The 18,914-nt window shown below is 39.9% G+C and carries 13 protein-coding genes; 6 read left to right on the top strand and 7 right to left on the bottom strand.

Features of this window, described 5'->3' with window-relative positions; all coding sequences use genetic code 11:
• Positions 1-100 precede the first annotated feature (100 nt).
• The 3 genes from tnpB to KI363_RS06810 form a co-directional block, all read right to left on the bottom strand.
• Positions 101-1,273, bottom strand: a complete 1,173-nt coding sequence (tnpB, locus tag KI363_RS06820; RefSeq protein ID WP_212965912.1) for an IS200/IS605 family element RNA-guided endonuclease TnpB — start codon at positions 1,271-1,273, stop codon at positions 101-103.
• 2 nt (positions 1,274-1,275) lie between these two features.
• Entirely contained in the window at positions 1,276-1,701 is a 426-nt protein-coding gene (gene tnpA, locus KI363_RS06815; RefSeq protein WP_373306745.1) for an IS200/IS605 family transposase, read from the bottom strand.
• A gap of 163 nt (positions 1,702-1,864) precedes the next feature.
• Positions 1,865-2,467: a protein kinase family protein gene (locus tag KI363_RS06810; protein WP_212965910.1), complete on the bottom strand. Its 603-nt coding sequence runs from the start codon at positions 2,465-2,467 to the stop codon at positions 1,865-1,867.
• A gap of 1,717 nt (positions 2,468-4,184) precedes the next feature.
• Here KI363_RS06810 and KI363_RS06805 point away from each other — a divergent pair.
• Positions 4,185-7,313: an SH3 domain-containing protein gene (locus tag KI363_RS06805; protein WP_212965909.1), complete on the top strand. Its 3,129-nt coding sequence runs from the start codon at positions 4,185-4,187 to the stop codon at positions 7,311-7,313.
• Positions 7,314-7,589: 276 nt separating this feature from the next.
• Here the strand turns inward: KI363_RS06805 and KI363_RS06800 are convergent, their stop codons facing one another.
• From KI363_RS06800 to KI363_RS06785, 4 genes are all read right to left on the bottom strand, one after another.
• Positions 7,590-8,411: an MBL fold metallo-hydrolase gene (locus tag KI363_RS06800; RefSeq protein ID WP_158320963.1), complete on the bottom strand. Its 822-nt coding sequence runs from the start codon at positions 8,409-8,411 to the stop codon at positions 7,590-7,592.
• A gap of 186 nt (positions 8,412-8,597) precedes the next feature.
• Positions 8,598-9,899: a Gfo/Idh/MocA family protein gene (locus KI363_RS06795; protein WP_158320962.1), complete on the bottom strand. Its 1,302-nt coding sequence runs from the start codon at positions 9,897-9,899 to the stop codon at positions 8,598-8,600.
• Between the two features lie 58 nt (positions 9,900-9,957).
• Positions 9,958-11,532 carry a glycoside hydrolase family 43 protein gene (locus tag KI363_RS06790; RefSeq protein WP_158320961.1) on the bottom strand — a complete coding sequence of 525 codons (1,575 nt, stop codon included), beginning with the start codon at positions 11,530-11,532 and terminating at the stop codon, positions 9,958-9,960.
• 32 nt (positions 11,533-11,564) lie between these two features.
• A complete protein-coding gene (locus tag KI363_RS06785; protein ID WP_191967352.1) occupies positions 11,565-12,920 on the bottom strand; it encodes an ABC transporter substrate-binding protein in 1,356 nt (451 codons plus the stop codon).
• Between the two features lie 159 nt (positions 12,921-13,079).
• Between KI363_RS06785 and KI363_RS06780 the strand changes: the two genes are divergently transcribed.
• From KI363_RS06780 to KI363_RS06760, 5 genes are all read left to right on the top strand, one after another.
• Positions 13,080-13,955 (top strand): helix-turn-helix transcriptional regulator, encoded by an 876-nt coding sequence (locus KI363_RS06780; RefSeq protein WP_158320959.1) that lies wholly within the window; start codon positions 13,080-13,082, stop codon positions 13,953-13,955.
• Between the two features lie 458 nt (positions 13,956-14,413).
• Entirely contained in the window at positions 14,414-15,430 is a 1,017-nt protein-coding gene (locus KI363_RS06775) for a zinc-binding alcohol dehydrogenase family protein (RefSeq protein ID WP_212965908.1), read from the top strand.
• A 79-nt stretch (positions 15,431-15,509) separates the two neighbouring features.
• The gene (locus KI363_RS06770; RefSeq protein WP_212965907.1) at positions 15,510-16,385 is read left to right on the top strand and encodes an SMP-30/gluconolactonase/LRE family protein; all 876 of its coding nucleotides are present in this window, start codon (positions 15,510-15,512) and stop codon (positions 16,383-16,385) included.
• Positions 16,386-16,465: 80 nt separating this feature from the next.
• Complete coding sequence (locus tag KI363_RS06765; protein ID WP_246516793.1) at positions 16,466-17,251, top strand: SDR family NAD(P)-dependent oxidoreductase; 786 nt, start codon at positions 16,466-16,468, stop codon at positions 17,249-17,251.
• A gap of 79 nt (positions 17,252-17,330) precedes the next feature.
• Complete coding sequence (locus KI363_RS06760; protein ID WP_212965905.1) at positions 17,331-18,875, top strand: glycoside hydrolase family 2 protein; 1,545 nt, start codon at positions 17,331-17,333, stop codon at positions 18,873-18,875.
• Positions 18,876-18,914: the final 39 nt, after the last annotated feature.

The raw sequence follows: 18,914 nt of genomic DNA, 5'->3' as shown, positions 1-18,914 counted from the left end.
TTTGGAAATTTTCTAACTCTTTTATTAGTATAATATTTGAACCTCTCATGATTTAAGTCACGAGATTCCTAAGTACAGAGACCTATTGATTTCTAATGGTTTAGGCTATCCCCACAGTTCCTGCGGTTAATCGCAATGCTTCATTGCGAAGATTGATACTTGCGTTAAGGTCGCGTTGGTGATGACAATCGCAAATCGGGCATGTCCATTCTCGTAGTGCTAGATCCTTAACGTCTTTGTGTTGGTGGCCACAACGGGAACATAGTTGACTAGAAGCGAAGTTTTTCGCCACGACTACTACTTGCTTTCCATACCACTTTGCTTTGTATTCCAACATTGTTCTGAACTCTGACCAGGAAACTTCACTAATTGCTTTAGAAAGCCTTTCATTTTTGAGCATATTGCTTACAGACAAATCTTCAATCCCAATAATGTCGTGGTTTTTGACAATTTGGGTTGAGATTTTATTTAGCATATCCTTTCTTGCATTCACGATTTTTTCATGGATTTTGGCGACCTTTACACGTTGTTTATGCCAATTGGAGGAACCTATTTGTCGCCTTGATAGAATACGTTGGGCTCTGGCTAATTTTTCTTCTAACGCGCGGAAAAATTTAGGGTTTTTGTATACGGTACCATCTGAAAGCGTAGCGAAGTCCCTTAATCCCACGTCAACACCGACAGAAGAACCTGTTTTGTCTAATGGTTGCACTTCCGTTTCTGTAAGAATTGATACAAAGTATTTACCACTCGGATTACGTCTTATTGTTGCGTTTATAATGCGTCCGTGCACTTCTCGACTTTTGGCGTAGCGTACCAGTCCAAGTTTAGGCAGTTTAATATGTTTGTCTAATACAGCAATATTTCCATTTACAAATTTCGTTGTGTATGATTGAACAGGATTTTTTTTCGATTTGAAACGTGGTTCATCATTTTGCTTTTTGTAATATCGTGTGTACGCATCATGTACTATTTCAACGGACTTTTGGAGGGCTATGCTATCGACTTCTTTCAAAAATGGATAGTGTTTCTTCAACTCACGAACGGCTTTGGTTGACTTGTTTTTATTAAAAAATTCACCTTTCCAATTATTTTGAGGGAGTTGACCGTTCTGAACCATTTCGTTCACGATATACCAATAGGCATCTTTCTCTTTTTGTTTCCCGACAAAATAATTGAAAACAAACCGGCTACAGCCAATGGTTTTATTAATAAGCGTAGTTTGGTATTTATTGGGATAGATACGGAATTTGAAGGCTTTCTTCACCATCATTTCTACTTCTCACCTCCTTTTTGATTTTGTATGTATTGCCGAATTTGTTCTCCCGTATTCTCGCTAACTGTTGCAACAAAATAAGATGGATTCCACAGATGGCCACCCCACAATTTCTTTTTTAAAACTGGGTATTCCTTGAATAGTAATCTTGCAGAAACACCTTTTAAGGCTTTAATCATCGTCGGGATGGAGTGTTGTGGAGTGCAATCGATTAACAGATGAATATGGTCACAATCTGTTTCCATTTCCGAAATGGTAAAACCGTTATCTGTTGCAATTTGGTGTAACAATTCCCTTAGTCTTACATCTATATCACCCGTTAATACTTTATGGCGATACTTAACGCACCATACAACATGGTATTGGATGGAGTACACGTACCCTCTACCACGCTTAACTTCTCCCGTATGTACCACCTCGTCTATATGATAACATATGTCATAAGATTTTTCGGGGAATAATTCGATTATGTTAGTACTTTGTTTTAATTATCTATTATACATATGTCGAATAGCTGACCTGGCATAAACCAAGCCCTATCCGAAGCCGATTCATCTCATGACTGAAGTCACAAGTGTTCTCGGCTATTTAATAAAAGCACCTTTTATAAAGAAATGCAATTGTGTTTAAGAGGAAGGAGGGAAGCCTCTTTGGAAATAAAGGTTTTGTGTAAAAACGATAAAAGGCTGTTCTTAAATCTTCCCATTGAGGACACAGTTTTGCTTGCCGAAAACGAGCTACATCAATCATTTTGATTTTCCCTTCAGTCGTTATAATGATATTTCGTAAATGAATATCTGAGGGATTTAATCCCAAACTTTGAGCTACCAATATAGCCGATTCAACTTCTTTTATTTCTTTCGCCGAAACCTGTATTCCTCGTGTAAGGCAGTCAAAAAGCGTGTAACCTTCAATATAATTGATGACAATATAATTCCAACCAAATTCATAAATAGTAGGGAAATAATCAATATTTTGGACAACTTGATATACCATTGCTTCTTCATAAGCAAAATGTCGATGCGTAGGAAAGAATACTTTGATGACCTTATTGGTATTTTTTATTTTAAATACAAAAGCACTTCGCCCAACACCAATTAAGGTTAAGGTATCCTTATGATCTATGAGGACCTTTTTTTTACCTTTATTTTGGATGACTACACTGTCCGCTAAATCTTTATAAAACCCCATCTGCATACTCCTTCCTAGAACATAGTTCGCTGTAAAACTTTAAGTTGAATAATCACGCATGTTGTTAAATTTATTTACAATGTGCAATATAAAATCCATTCTTGGTAAACAATAAAAGACGCCATAACCCGATTTTGGTATGGCGTCTTAAAAATGAATAAAAGACCTTACCAAAAATCGGTAAGGTCTCGCAAACAATGCTAATGCATTGCCGACAAAGCCGAGGATTTTAATCCTGTATTGACGACTTTGTTGTATAGCTACTCCCCTTATGTTTTACGTAGGTAATATTTTTTCTATTATAATGCTTGATCATTATGGAGTCAAATTCATAGCTATGGAGGAGTTTAATGTAAAGAAAAAATCCCCCTTTGCAGTGACCAAGAGGGATCGAATGTTCTAACTCTAAGGCCTTCTACACTGTTCAGTTACAAACTTTTATATTTGGAGGTTTCTAAAGCGAAAAAGATAGATTTTTTAGGTTTAATCGTAAGGGAAAAAGGGAAAGGTAAGTTGAGAGAATAATAGTAAGATTGCTATTAGTGGCGGAAATTAATTACATAGACATCTAGATAATATAGTTGTAAAAAGAAGGTATTTTAGTTATTCTACAATTAACAGGCCAAAAGACTATGGATCCAAAGGCCTTATTATGAAAAAAGGGTGGTAATATTTGCTGTTTTTTACATATTTTTGTATATTAAACTTGAGATCTATTATATAATTTAAAGGGGAAAGGAGATTTTCAATAAGAGGGTCATTTTACCTAGTACATAATTCAGTATTGTCAACGATGGTTTTGGACAGAGGATTCAATTGCCAAAAAGCAATTGAGCTAGATTCATTCCGATCATAACATATGGTTGATAAGGCCACTTATGAAAATATGCAACTCCGGCCACTCAATGCGGTCATTATTAGCAAACTAGTAAAGAGACATCTATTATGCTCGTGGACTAGCAGTAAATATGTCTTTGGACATATCACACGAAAGTAATGATGTTTGAACGACTCGCGAATGGTATTATCAAAAATCATCGTTAAGGAAAGGTAAATGGGAAACTGGATATGCGAGAGTCAGTTTACAGGCAAGACTAGCACGACCAGAAAACCATTTACCCTATCGCCCCTTAAGATGAAAAACGAATAGGCATCCATCAAAGTGGGCTCGATTTAACATACGCCATGCCGCCAGCGCGTGTTTTTGGGAAACTCGCAAATGGCTCAATTTTCCATTACAGCAGAATATTCAGGTTGAATGAAAGGGTAAAAAGGAGCTGAATATGTGACGAGTCAGTTTAACAGGCAAGACGAGCACAAATCCAGTTAAAGCCGTTTCATTTACTCTATCATTTAAGTGTCCGCAGCATTTTTAATGCGGTTTCGACTTATATTTATGCACAGAAGTGCAGTGCCACCATTCAATTTTGGGAAGTTGATTGAAGGCACAAATTTAAATTCTAGGTCTGCAGGATGTAGGTCACAAAGGCGTGGCGGTTGTTGTCGCGAATTTAGCCTTTGGTCCTTATGGAATGTATGGCGTAGTCCGTATATTATGATAAGGTTCTCTGATCTAAAAGTAAAGGGTCCTTATACACTGTCATGAAAGGGGTCGAAGGGTATATAACGAATTAAAAAACTAGTGAAACTGTAGGGAATTGCTCATTTTTAAGGACTTTTGTATATTAAACGATTCGCATCTAGAAAGGAGAGCTCAATGAAAAAGAGAGTCATTTTACCTAGTTTATGTTTTGCTGTCTTGTCTACTGTAGCTTTTGAGCAAACAATTGAGGCTGCTGAGCCGCCAAGTGGGATTGAATCACAACATAATATGAGGTATGTCGCAGTTGATCAGGGTTCTAGTCTAAATATGCGGGCGGAGGCTTCCACGAATGCTTCTATCATTGGTAAACTAGCGAACGGAACATCAGTCACAGTGCTATCAGAGACGAATGGTTGGGCAAAAATTAGTGCCAATGGCAAAACAGGCTATGTCAGCAATCAGTATTTGAATGAGAAAAAAACTGTGACCAAGCCATCTACCCCTAAGACAACACCTGTCAAAACTGAAAGAAAGTATGTTTCGGTGAATGCCGGTTCTGCATTGAACATACGTAGTAGTGCGAGCGCGAGTGCTTCCATTATCGGAAGTCTTTCGAATGGCACCGCGGTAACGGTCCAATCCGAATCCAACGGTTGGGCGCAAGTGAAGGTGAATGGTAAGAGCGGATATGTGAGTAGTCAATATTTAACAGGCAAGGCGAACGCAAATCCATCCAAACCATCAACGTCCGCACCATCAAAGACAGAAACCAAATATGTAAGTGTGAATGCTGGTTCGACATTGAATCTACGCAGTAGTGCCAGCGCAAGTGCTTCGATAATTGGAAGTCTATCCAATGGAACAGCGGTAACAGTCCAATCTGAATCCAACGGTTGGGCGCAAGTGAAGGTGAATGGAAAAACGGGATATGTGAGCAGTCAGTATTTAACAGGCAAGGCGAACGCAAATCCATCTAAACCATCAACGTCCACACCATCAAAGACAGAAACCAAATATGTCTCAGTGAATGCTGGTTCGACATTGAATCTACGCAGTAGTGCCAGTGCAAATGCTTCGATAATCGGAAGTCTTTCGAATGGCACCGCGGTAACGGTCCAATCCGAATCCAACGGTTGGGCGCAAGTCAAAGTGAATGGAAAAACGGGATATGTGAGCAGTCAGTATTTAACAGGCAAGGCGAACGCAAATCCATCTAAACCATCAACGTCCGCGTCATCAAAGACGGAAACCAAATATGTCTCAGTGAATGCTGGTTCGACATTGAATTTACGCAGTAGTGCCAGCGCAAGTGCTTCGATAATCGGAAGTCTTTCGAATGGCACCGCGGTAATAGTCCAATCCGAATCCAACGGTTGGGCGCAAGTGAAAGTGAATGGAAAAACGGGATATGTGAGTAGTCAGTATTTAACAGGCAAGACGAGCACAAATTCATCTAAACCATCAACGTCCACACCATCAAAGACAGAAACCAAATATGTAAGTGTGAATGCTGGTTCGACATTGAATTTACGCAGTAGTGCCAGCGCAAGTGCTTCGATAATCGGAAGTCTTTCGAATGGCACCGCGGTAACGGTTCAATCTGAGTCCAACGGATGGGCACAAGTGAAGGTGAATGGAAAAACAGGATATGTGAGTAGTCAGTATTTAACAGGCAAGACGAGCACAAATCCATCTAAACCATCAACGTCCGCACCATCAAAGACAGAAACCAAATATGTAAGTGTGAATGCCGGTTCGACATTAAATCTACGCAGTGGTGCGAGCGCGAATTCATCGATTTTAGGAAGTCTTAAGAATGGTACGGCCGTAACGGTGGAATCTGAATCCAACGGTTGGGCAAAAGTTAAAGTAAATGGAAAGACCGGCTATGTGAGTAGTCAGTTTTTAACATCCGCTAAAGAAATAGCTGATTCGACTCCACCAACGAAGTATATTAAAGGTGCATCGGTTTCAGGGATAAATATGTATACCAAGCCATCAGCGAAATCTTCCGTTATGGTTAAAATTGCCTCCGGAATACCAGTTGTTGTTTTATCTGAGGAAAATGGTTGGGCAAAAATTAAGGTTTATGGGGAAGAAGGATACATAGAATCTAAGTTTCTTTCTGATACAAATGAGACCGGTAAGGATCATGAAAATGATGCCCAAGAAGATTTGCGATATGTGGAAGTAAACCCAGGTTCAAGTTTAAATATGCGCTCTTCTGCTTCTACTAGCGGCTCAATTGTCAGCAAATTATCAAGAGGAACTGTGGTGAAAGTTCTTTCAGAGAAAAATGGTTGGGCAAAAGTATCGGCAAACGGGAAAGTGGGCTATGTAAGCACACAATATTTAACAAGTGAAATCAAAGTACCAGAAGGACAACAGAAGGAAACAGTCTACAGTCAATATGATTTTACAATCGACGAATTTGTGGACATCCAGATGAAAGCAAATCCACAAACAGATACGAAATACAATACATACATTAGAGAAGATGCTTTATCCGTAAAATCTAATGTGGGAACAGTAAAAGGAAATGGTTGGAATGTAAGAGGTGGAGCTGGAACCGGCTTTTGGACAGTGGGACAAGTTTCCAATGGTACAAAGTTAAATATCCTTTCTTCTGTAAAGGGGACGGACGGGTATACATGGTACCAAGTTGATTTTAAAAAGGCTTGGGTAAATGCGAGTCCTGAGGATGTTAAGTATTATGTTAATCCTAATAACTTTGCCAAAGATCCTATTAAATCCTTACAGTTTGTCAATCTAGCAACTTCCACCAAAGTTCAGGAGAATGAGGTTAATGATCGAATTCTTTCTGGAAAGGGAATATTAAGTGGAAAGGCATCCGCGTTTATCCAAGCGGGGGAATCATTAGGTGTGAATGAAATGTATTTAATCTCTCATGCCTTGCTTGAAACAGGAAATGGCCAATCCACGTTGGCAAATGGTGTTAAAGTGAATGGGAAAACTGTTTATAATATGTATGGAATAGGCGCCTTTGATGGGGATGCCATTGCAAAAGGAGCGCAATTTGCTTATAATGCGGGTTGGTTTACACCTGAGCAAGCCATTATCGGTGGGGCAAAATATATTTCAAATGGTTATATCCATGCCAACCAAAACACATTATACAAAATGAGATGGAATCCAGACGGTGCCAATGATACCGGAAAGGCTACACATCAATATGCAACAGATATTGGTTGGGCAAATAAGCAAATTTACCAACTTCATAACTTATATAGTTTAGTAAACTCATATAATTTGGTTTTTGATGTACCTGTTTTTAAAAAATAATTAGATTTTGATGTATCAAGCTAACAAAATCTCCTTGTGATTTTGTTAGCTTGATTTTTGTTGCCACTTTAACCGAGGAATGAAGAGATATTTACGGAAAGTAAAATCGGGTTTTCGTCACGAGAATCGCAATTGTAAAAAAATAGGGGCAAGGAGCTGCCCAAAATTGTTAATAACTTATGACGGATCTACAAGGTATTGTGAACATTGCAATAAAAGAAGTAACTGCCCCTTGCTTACCATAGTAAGGGGCAGTTACTCAATGGGGTAAGAATTTTATAAATAAACAATCATTCCATCATAGGCAACTTGGATTCCGTGTGGTTGGAAGGCTTTGACGAAATCCTCGTGTAACAGGCCTGAATTATGGGAGAAATGGGTGACGATGATTTGCCCGTTTTCCTCAAGCATGTTTTCATGTTGAAAAACATCTTGGACTTCTAGGATGGTTTCAATGCACATATGGTTGCGACTTCGTTTGTCTGAGTTGAAACCACCCGTGCAGTCCAGAATGGCTAAATCAATTTTTTTCCCTTTTAACCATTCCCAAGTGTCTTCAGGGAACCAGCCCGTATCATTCCCATATAGAATGTTCTTTCCATTTCTTTCGATATAATAGAGTAGACATGTTTCCATTTGGTCATGATCTGCGAGTAAGGGTGTGATCTTTGCGGTTTGCGTGACCACTTCCTTAAAGGGAAGCACCCGATGATAGGCAAATCTTTTATGTTCTTGGGAAGCTGGTAAGGCCTGATGAAGTCCCTGCATAGCGAGATCATTCCCAAAAATTTGCAAAGGTTGTTCAATCCCATGAGCGAATCCCTCAATACGATTGTATAAATCATAAGGATTAAAATGATCGTAATGTGTATGCGTTATCAATAAATCTTTAACTGAAGCCATATCCATTTGATACCGAATGGCATGGTGAAAAAAATCTGGTGGAAAATCTACTTTCAATACGTCATCAAACAGGACAGATGTGCGGGAACGAATATTACGTCCACCTAAAGTTCTTGCTTTTTGACAAGCCTTACATAAACAAAACGGATTCGGAAAACCTTCTGCTGCTGCCGTGCCTAGGAAATGTACTTTCATTATCCTTCACTCCTCTTTTAAATTACTAGATAGGGACCCGTAAGAATTTTAGGACTATTTAGTTTCCTAGTATTTTAATAGATTACTAAAAGGTTTTCAATGAATTTGTTAAAGCCCGATGTTGGAACTCGTTATCCACATAAACGGTATAAAAATGGTTCGGATCCCTACAGAAAGTTCCGCTATCTACTTTGATTGAGGCATGTTAACATTCAATAAATCCTTGATTTTGATCGGACGATTTTCTTTAACGGAGCGCCAAACGGCTTCTCCAGTTGCGACAGCATTCGCCCCATCTTTTGATCCCGAGAGTATGGGGTATGGGCGGTTAGGGTCAACACCTAAAAACAGATCTTCTAAAAGAACGGGGTCCCCGCCACCGTGTCCGCCTTCTTTATGGACAACATGAATGGTTTCCTTTGAACCGAATAATGGAAAATAGTCAATGGTCTGCTGTGGTGTTGGAAATGGCACGCGATTGGGTGCATGATATTCGGTTGTTTCAATCCTTCCCTTTGTTCCGTTGATCGCGAGACGATAGCCTTCATATGGAACTGAAAAGTTTACTGAATAACTTAATAATGCCCCTTTATCATATCGCACTGTTGCAGTATATGTATCCTCAATGGAAATTTCAGAATCGAATATACATTGGTCTGGGCGATAATTCGTATAGTTTCCTTTTGTACCTTTTACTTCCACAGTTCCGAGATGATCATCTTTTATTTTTTCGCTTCTCGTTCTTGTGTTCCATCTTGTGTAATAATCACAATTTTGTCTAACGGCACAGGTGCTGCAATGTCTACCATCTTCTCTTTTGGGATTTAATGGTCCTTCATCACCATAATAATAGAGTCCTCCAAAAGCAAAGATCTCAACAGGCGTTTGCTCTGTCCACCAATTGATAAGATCAAAGTGGTGAGAGCTTTTATGAATGGAAAGGCCGCCTGAAAACTCCCGCATGCGATTCCAACGTTGGAAATAGCTTGATCCGTGATAGGTATCAATATACCAATTTAGGTCAATAGAGGTAATCCTCCCAACTTTCCCCTCTAAAATCAGCTCTTTTATTCTCGTATGAATGGGACTGTAACGATAATTAAAGGTAACAGTCACATTTCCTTTACTAGTCGCTTCAGCATCCATAATTCTTTTACAATCCTCCGCCGTTGTGGCCATTGGCTTCTCGACAATCACATCTAAATCTTTTTGGAGGGCTTGAAGGATATAATCGACATGTGTATCATCTCTACTTGCTACAATGACGATATCCGGGTTGGTTTCTTTTACCATCTGATTAAATTGCTTCGGGAGATATTGTGGGACATTTTCCATTTCTGTATGAGCTTGCCTACATACCTCAAATCTTCTTGGATCTGCATCTAATAAGGCGACCACCTCGTTCTCTGAAGAAAAATGCTGGACAATCGGACGAATAAACATTCCGATTGCGCGATTACTTACTCCACAAATGGCATACTTTTTCATCGAATACACACTCCTTGGTAAAATTCTGGCTGTAATGACTTCATTGAATGTTCAACTATCATTTTGCTGTTATCATTCCATTATTCTCGACTCTAATCCAACGAACATCAACGAAGCCGGTATCTTTTTGCACTTCTTTCGTCGTACAGAATAAACCTATTTTTGCTCCAACCCAATGCCCCTTTTTCGCTTGAAAAGCATCACCGATTTTAAGAAAATCCTTTCCATCTACACTATAGTAGAATTGGCAAACGGCTTCTTCCTGAACTTGAACACGTAAATATACAGTGGATGAATCAAGCAGATGTTGCTCTTTTTCTTCTTCTATTGGCATTGGATTCTCTCTCGTGCCAGCCACATGAACAAGTCCATCCGAATTTAGTGCAATATATTCATATTCCTTTCCCAAAATAACCAAACCTGCTTGGTCGGTAGGCGAGGATGAATGAAAGCTAAATTTCGTTGTAACGGTAAAAACTGGTGCCGGGAACTTTTGGCATAGAACATGTGGACATTCGGCTAAGGTTTGATGTGAGTTCTTCGGATATGGTTGGGCAAATAACCGTAATCCTGTTTCTTCATTTAACTTATACCACTCCGGCTTGTGATTTGCCTCCCACTGCCATTGTAGTCCAAGTATTTCTTCTTTAAATTCGTCAGATGTAGCAGGTGCTTTTATCGGATATTCCTTGCCAACATTAGGTTTTTTCCACTTTAGGACGGGTTCACCGATGTTTTCTTCGTTCTGCTGATGTCCCATGATGGGCCAATCATTCTCCCAACGTACCGGTTGCATATGAACGATCCGACCGTAAGCATCGCGATCTTGAAAATGAATAAACCAAGATTCTCCAGATTCTAATTCTACTAACCCACCTTGATGGGGACCGTTAATCGGTGATTTACCTTGATGTAAGACAATTTTATCTTCGTACGAACCATATACTTGTTTCGAGCGTAAAACCGTTTGCCACCCAGGTTTTACTCCGCCAGCAGGCGCAAAAATATAGTAGTAGCCATTTCGTTTATACATTTTGGGCCCCTCGATGGTGGGGTGGTTGGCATTACCATCAAACACCAATTCTGGATCACTTAAAAGGGCGGTTCCATCGGGTTTCATCCGACACATCTTTAATTTATTCTTAATGCCACAACGACTTTTAGCAAAAGCGAAAACAAGATAGGCTTGCCCATCGTCATCCCAAAACGGACATGGATCGATCCAGCCCTTGGCTTCTTTCACTAGATGAAGAGGAGCCCATGGACCTGCAGGGTTTTCTGCTGTGCTCATGAAAATGCCGTGATCCGGGATTCCGAAGAAAACCCAATATTGCCCTTGGTGGTAACGAATGCTTGGGGCCCAAGCTCCCGCTCCATGCCGGACTGTATCGTAATAATCATAGGGCAAGCGATCGAACACATGGCTAATGATTTCCCAATTCACCAAGTCTTTCGAATGGAGCACAGGAATGCCCGGTGTACTCGCAAAACTTGAAGAAATTAAATAAAAATCATCTCCAACCCGGATCACATCCGGGTCGGAATAATCAGCGAATAAAATGGGATTTTGATAGTATCCATTGCCCAAATCTGCTATCCAACTTTGCTTTTCTTTCACTGTATTCAGTTTCATTTCTATAAATCTCCATTCTATTAAAGTAATTTTTATTTTTTTCCTGCCAAATCTGCGACCATACTTTGCGCTTCATCATCCATGATTCTTAAGACGGTGTTGACATCTTTTCCTTCTAACAATCCTTGATAAGCACTGATTAATAATGGTTTACGAACAGGTCCTTCATACGAAGATTGATTAGGAATGGGAGCACCTGGCAGAGCTAGCTGGGCGCGCCAATTTTTTTCTTCTAAGCTCTCTAGGTATTCTGATTTCTGTCCAAACTCTTTTCGTACCTCTTCATTCACCAAAGGGGTCACTCCATATTCTGTACTCGTCCACCATTTTTGGTAATCATCTGATAACAAGTATTGAATGACTTCAAAGGCAGCATCAGGATTTTCACTTTGACTTGTGACAAAGATATTATGGTAAAGACCATTTGGAATTTCTTCTGGATATTCTCCACCCCAAATTGGATATGTGACCCAGTCAAAATTCAAACCAGCGTCTTGTTCCCGTTGTAAATGTCCCTTTGTAAAAGCACGTCCCGGTACGAGGGCATAATCAAAAATTAAATCAGCGTTCCCAGTTCCGTTGTACATAAAATCAGCCAATTCCTCAACTGAGTCCATCTCCGGTAGATTATCAGGAATATTAAAAATTTCTTGTTGGCGTTCGAGAAATAGACGTAATTCTTTATTGTCTAATATATTCGGTTCATTTGTTTCGGGATCTATCAGAGAAGCACCTACTTGATTTAGTTGTTCTTTATCAGGCCAAAGCCCATGATATGTTTCTCCATTAATTTCACCCGTCAATTGTCTGCCTAGCTCAATGGCCTCATCCCATGTCATATTGTCTTCTGGGTAAGGAACACCGAAGGCATCAAAAATATCCTTATTATAAGCCATCATAAAATCAGGCCGAAAAAGTGGAAGGGCAAGTAATTCTCCTTCAGGTGAGGCATTTCTTAAAGATTCAACTATGCTTGGATCAAGTCGGTTGAAATCAATGCCATGTTTCTCAATGAGAGGTGTTTGATCACGTGCTAAATCAACCTTACGATACATTTCAAAATCACTTCCCATCACAAGGTCTGGGACTAATCCTTTCGCAAAATTCTCTTCGATTTCTTCTTGGTTACTTGCCTGAATGTAAGTTAATGTAATGTGGGGAAGGGCTTTTTCTATATGCGCACGGAAAAAGTTCTCAAATTCCTTATCCCCCCAGTGAATCATGAGCGCAACAGTTGCTTCTTTTTGCTCATCTGTTTCATTATCAACTTCTTTTGTACCATCACTTGTAGAAGCATCTGTCCCCTGTCCATTCGTTTTACCACCACATCCAGCGACCAATAGCATGATCCCGATTAATAAGAACAGACCCCGTAATTTCTGCCTCATCGGCACGCCACCCCTTTTTTCTATTATTTTTTGAAACGAATAAAAATAGATAACGCTTTCATTATATTGCATAATAGTGCTATACTCTATCTATATATTTGCTCTTTTTCTCTAATTCTTTGCTTTTTTTGTCATTAGCCTTTGTAGGGGGATGATTAAATGCCAGATATCTTTGGCCCAAAGTATTATTTGGAAAACGAATCTTTTTCCATCCAATTGATGCGGCGAAAAGGATATTCCTCAATGTCCACACCTCATGCCCATGCCTTTTATGAATTGTATTATTTACGTAAGGGGGAGCGTGTTTATTTTATTAATGGGAAAGTATACACAGTGAAGAGCGGTGATATTATTGTGATCAATCCACATGATGTGCACCGAACGACAAGCTCAACCATCCCCGAATTTGAACGAATTTTAATTAATTTTACCCATGATTTTATTCAACCAGGCATCTTGTCATCGGACTTACCCCTACTGCCTTTCCAACACGGTTCCCAACTGATTCGTTTTCCTTTGGAAGAGCAGCCAAATACGGAGCAACTTATTTTTGAAATGCTAAGAGAGTGCAAGAAGAAACAGACTGGTTACACCCTTTATGTCAAAGCCTTATTATCTAAATTATTAATCCAAATATATCGGCAATCTTTTCATGCACCACCGGAATATGATCATCCTATGCATGAGAAAGTTTCAGAAATTGCTACATATTTACACCAACATTATCTTGAGGAATTAACGTTGAAAAATATTGCCGAACAATTTTATATCAGTCCCTCTTATTTAAGTCGGACATTCAAAAAGGTAACTGGTTTTTACTTTAGTGAATATGTTCAAGCGGTTCGCATGCGAGAGGCGAGACGACAATTGATTGAATCAGATGAAAAGGTATTGACGATTGCCGAAAATGTCGGTTTTCATTCGATCGCTCATTTTAATAAAGTTTTTAAAAAAATGACAGGTGTGTCCCCCATGCAGTTCCGCAAACAAAATAAACATCTATCCTATGAGGAGCAAAAGTTATTTGTAGAATAACAAAGGCGCAAGCGCCCGTTTAGCGACGTACAAACTTGAAGGATTGAAGGGATGAACAGCTAAATTCGCGCCGTCCTGGCGCAACGCCGTTCTGACCAACATCCTGTTGGCCTGAGATAAAGGAAACACAGTGAGCCACGAAAAGCGGAAGGCGGTTGTTCAGGGGCGACAAGCAAATGTTCTGGAATCCTGGAAGGGCGTTCTTTCCCTTCAAGGATTCCAGGTTATTTGACCTCGAGCCCCTACCGCCTGCAGCTAGACATTGAAAGGCGAGCTGATGTTGACTTATCGTAGGAAGGCACCGAAAGTTTGCTAGTCGCTGGGCGCTGGAGCTGGATGTCAAACCGCAACATAAGCGGGTTATCCATATACCAAAATTTTATAATTTTCTTAACCATAAAAAATAAGGAAGGAAATATTATGTACTTTAAATCAAATGTAAAAATAAGGAGAATACGATGAAAAGTATTATTTGTGAAGAACCGAACCAATTGAAGCCAAAGGAAATATCTTATCCGACAAGAGTTGAAGGAGAAGCGCTTATTCAGATTAAAAGAATAGGAATTTGTGGGACAGACATGCATGCCTATAAGGGGAATCAACCTTTTTTTACCTATCCACGGATTCTAGGGCATGAGTTAAGCGGCCTAATCATAGAGATAGATGAGAATGAGGCAGGTTTAATGGTAGGGGATCAAGTCGCGATTATTCCCTATCTTCATTGCGGGGCATGTCTGGCTTGTCGCAAGGGAAAAACAAATTGTTGTACGGAATTAAGCGTTATAGGGGTGCATCAAGACGGTGGCATGTGTGAAGTCCTGTCTGTTCCGATCACAAATTTAATGAAGACGAATGGGATTAGCTTGGATCAAGCGGCCATTTTGGAACCACTATCCATTGGGGCCCATGCAGTAAGAAGAGCCAATATTCAAAAAGGAGAAACAGTCCTTGTTATTGGGGCGGGTCCCATTGGGCTTGGAGTGATGGCCTTCGCCAAACATCAAGGGGCAAGCGTCATCGCAATGGATATCAACGAGGAAAGATTGCAGTTTTGTCAAGAATGGGCCAAAATGGATGCAACTGTTCAGGCTGGAGAAGGTAGTTTTCAAACGTTGGCAAAAAAGACAAATGGCGATCTGCCGACGATTGTTTTTGATGCTACGGGGAATGTTCATTCAATGGAAGGGGCCTTTCAGTATGTAGCACATGGTGGGACATTAATTTACGTTGGATTGGTGCAGAATGAAATTCGTTTTTTTGATCCAGATTTTCACAAGAAAGAACTGTCACTATTAAGCAGTCGAAATGCCACACGTGATGATTTTATGTATGTCTTGGAACGACTCCAGGCCGGTGGTGTGAATAGTGATGCTTATATTACTCATCATTGCCCGTTTGCTGAAATGATTGTTCATTTTGATCGTTGGTTATTACCGGAATCAAAGGTGATCAAAGCGATGGTCAAGTTAGGGTAAACAACCTTATGAAGAAATAGGAAAACCAACATTCACAATTAATTCTATGACTATCAAAGTTAAAAGGAGAGAAATGGAGATGTTTTATCAAGCAGAATTGGTATTAGATTTGCAAGCTAGTTTAGGGGAAGGACCACAATGGGATTCAAGAAATGAGACTTTATATTGGGTCGATATTTTAGGAAAGAAACTTCATGCCTTTGACCCCAAAACAGGGGAAAATCGCACCTATCAATTTGATCAGTATATTGGTGCAGTTGTACTTGGGAAACCGGGTAGATTCCTATTGGCAATGAAAAATGGAATCTATCAATACGATAGCCAATTAAATGAGCTAACTTTTATTACAAACCCCGAAGCTGACTTACCGAATAACCGCTTTAACGATGGGAAGTGTGACCCAGCAGGGCGTTTTTGGGCTGGAACGATGGATTTGAATGGAAAAATGGGACAGGGAAGTTTATACCGTTTAGATGCGAATAACAAGATGACTAGAATGTTGTCCAATGTCAGTATATCCAATGGTTTAGCTTGGAGCCCGGATCGAAAATATATGTATTTTATCGATACACCAACCAAGCAAATTGTTGCGTTTGATTATGATGATCCGTCCGGGGATATTTCTAATAAAAGGCTAGCCGTTCAAATTCCGGATGATATGGGCAATCCGGATGGAATGACGATTGACAGCGATGGGATGATTTGGGTCGCACATTGGGGCGGAGCACGAGTGACACGTTGGAATCCGCAGACAGGGGAGCTGCTAGGCCAAGTGAAAGTTCCAGCAAAAAATGTGACCTCCTGTACTTTTGGTGGCAAGAATCTCGATGAATTATATATTACAACAGCCCAAAATGGTTTAAGTGAAGCAGAATTAGCGGAATATCCAGGATCAGGGGGACTGTTCAAAGTGAAGACGAATGTGAAAGGGATGGTCAGTCACAGGTTTGAATGATCAAAACCTGGTAAGAGAAGTCGAATCTTTTCTCTAAAATTTTTCGTCTAAACTACAAAGGAATGAGCAGGTGGTATAGAGTGAAACGTTTGAACAAGCAAGTTGCGATTATAACCGGTGCAGGACGGGGCATTGGTAAGGGAATTGCGGAGTGCTTTATGAAAGAAGGTGCTGCAGTTGTCATCGCAACCAACGAATCTGAAGAAGGATTGAAAACCGAAGAAGAACTCCGAAAATTGAATGGAGAGGCTACTTTTATTCAAACAGATGTATCATCGGAAATAAGTATTCAGGGAATGGTTCAGAAGACGGTTGAACAATATGGAGAGATTCATACGCTTGTCAATAATGCAGGCATTACTGTTTTTAAACCTCTGGAAGAGGCAACAGTGGAAGATTGGGAAACGTTAATGAATATTGATTTGCGGGGTCCTTTTCTATGCAGTAAATATGTCCTCCCTTTTATGAAAAAACAAAAAGGTGGCTCCATCATCAATATTTCTTCTAATCACGCTATTGCTACTCTCCCAAATTCAGAAATCTATGCGGCGGCGAAGGGTGGAGTGAATGCGATGACAAGGAGTATGGCTCTTAGTCTAGGACCATATGGAATTAGAGTAAATGCCATTTGTCCAGGATTTACCGATACTCCTCATTATCAGGATTGGCTATCAGAAAAAGAAGATGGAGCGCTTGTACATAAAGAGGTATTAAAATTGCATGCCTCTTCAAGAATCTGTAAACCCGAAGATATTGGCAATCTAGCAGTCTATCTTGCATCTGAATCCGCCAGTATGATGACAGGGGAAATCATTGTGATGGATGGAGGGGTCTCATCAAGACTGTATCATTCAGATTATTGTTAGAATCATTTTATGGAGGGAAATTTCTACTATATGAAGAAATGATTATCATTAAGGGTTGAATTTGAGGGAGGAATAAGTATTGTTCATTCAAAATCCAAGCCAGCAACAATCTATTTTACAATTAAATGAGGACTGGAAATTTGCCTTAGATCCTGAAAATCAGTTAAAACCATATGAACAAGCAGCGAGCATTCCCCAAGATTGCATTCAGACGACTCGTTCGTGGGAGGAACAGGGATTTGGGACGGAATCGACCCATTATCCAATTGGTAGTTGGAAGAAAAAGCGCGAATATGAGGGAGTTGGCTGGTATGTAAAAGATGTAGAAATCCCCGAAAACTTTGCAGACAAAAAAATCTCTCTAACGATTAAAGGTGTCCGTTGGTTGACAGAATGCTGGGTTGATGGGGCGTATGTCGGTCGAAATGAAAGTTTAGTCAATGTCCATCGCTATGATTTGACATCTTTTGTTCAAGTAGGGAAAACGTGTCGTATCGTTATTCGCGTTGATACGACAATGAAATATGACCTAGAGGAAAGTCATATCCATTCTTACCATACAGCAACAAATTGGGGAGGAATTACGGGTGGCATTGATTTGGAAGCGCATAAGAATGGTTCTGTTGAGGAAGTATTGATTCATACAAATAGTATTGAAAAAAGTATTCGTGTAAAAGTAAAAATGGATTGTCACGAATGGAATGACTCACAAAACGGAACTCTTGCAGCACGTGTGCTACAACAGAATGGAGACGTTGTGGCGACGCAGAATTCAGCACTCATACAAAACACAGTCATCGACCTGCAACTCGGAGAAGACGCTATATTATGGTCTCCGAAAAATCCCTATCTATATATCTTAGAATTGGAAATTCAAGCCAATGGTGAACAGCATGATTTGAAAAGGCGCACATTCGGACTAAGGACGATCGAAAGTAGGGAAAACCAGATTCTATTAAACGGACAACCGATCTTTTTAACAGGGTATGTTGATTGTTGTGTGTTCCCACAGACAGGCTATCCAGTATGGGATCTAGAGTATTACAAAAAGCAGTTTAGAACGATTAAAAGCTATGGCTTTAATCATGTTCGTTTACACGGATGGAATCCCCCAGAACCCTTTTGGGATGCGGCCGATCAAGTCGGCTTACTTGTGCAAACAGAATTACCGCATTGGAGTAGCCATTATCGGAATCGAAACAGGAATGCAGATGAACAAGTACATGAATTTTTAAAAAAAGAACTGATAGAAATGATTCGAAATTTACAGCATCATCCATCTTTTGTCATGTTGTCGATGGGAAATGAATTGATTAGTGAAGAAGGACATCCTCAATTGAATGAATTGGTGAAACTCGGGAAGGAATTAGATCCGTCACGTCTGTACACAGATAATACTGGGTTTGGTGAGCTCCCTGCCCATGATAGGGGAGGAGACTTTTATATTCCAACATTAAATTGGCACCCACCTTATCATATTGATAACTCAGCTAGTCCAGATACAACACTAGATTTTCGTGAAGTGACAAGGATGGAAAAGAAACCTTTAATCGCTCATGAACATGGTCAATTTACGATGTATGTCCGTCCAGAGGAAAAGGAGAAATATAAAGGAGAAATATAAAGGAATTTTAAAGCCTAGTTGGCTCGAAACGATAAATGA

The sequence above is a fragment of the Lederbergia ruris genome (genome assembly GCF_018332955.1).
In the GTDB taxonomy this organism is placed as follows: domain Bacteria; phylum Bacillota; class Bacilli; order Bacillales; family Bacillaceae_C; genus Lederbergia; species Lederbergia ruris.
This window is presented reverse-complemented; position numbering and strand designations above follow the sequence as displayed.

Bases quoted from the DNA above. Each gene is read 5' to 3' on its own strand.
- KI363_RS06805 (WP_212965909.1), top strand. From the start codon at position 4,185: ATGAAAAAGAGAGTCATTTTACCTAGTTTATGTTTTGCTGTCTTGTCT.
- KI363_RS06770 (WP_212965907.1), top strand. From the start codon at position 15,510: ATGTTTTATCAAGCAGAATTGGTATTAGATTTGCAAGCTAGTTTAGGG.
- KI363_RS06780 (WP_158320959.1), top strand. From the start codon at position 13,080: ATGCCAGATATCTTTGGCCCAAAGTATTATTTGGAAAACGAATCTTTT.
- KI363_RS06775 (WP_212965908.1), top strand. From the start codon at position 14,414: ATGAAAAGTATTATTTGTGAAGAACCGAACCAATTGAAGCCAAAGGAA.
- KI363_RS06795 (WP_158320962.1), bottom strand. From the start codon at position 9,899: ATGAAAAAGTATGCCATTTGTGGAGTAAGTAATCGCGCAATCGGAATG.
- KI363_RS06785 (WP_191967352.1), bottom strand. From the start codon at position 12,920: ATGAGGCAGAAATTACGGGGTCTGTTCTTATTAATCGGGATCATGCTA.
- KI363_RS06790 (WP_158320961.1), bottom strand. From the start codon at position 11,532: ATGAAACTGAATACAGTGAAAGAAAAGCAAAGTTGGATAGCAGATTTG.
- KI363_RS06800 (WP_158320963.1), bottom strand. From the start codon at position 8,411: ATGAAAGTACATTTCCTAGGCACGGCAGCAGCAGAAGGTTTTCCGAAT.
- tnpB (WP_212965912.1), bottom strand. From the start codon at position 1,273: ATGATGGTGAAGAAAGCCTTCAAATTCCGTATCTATCCCAATAAATAC.
- KI363_RS06810 (WP_212965910.1), bottom strand. From the start codon at position 2,467: ATGGGGTTTTATAAAGATTTAGCGGACAGTGTAGTCATCCAAAATAAA.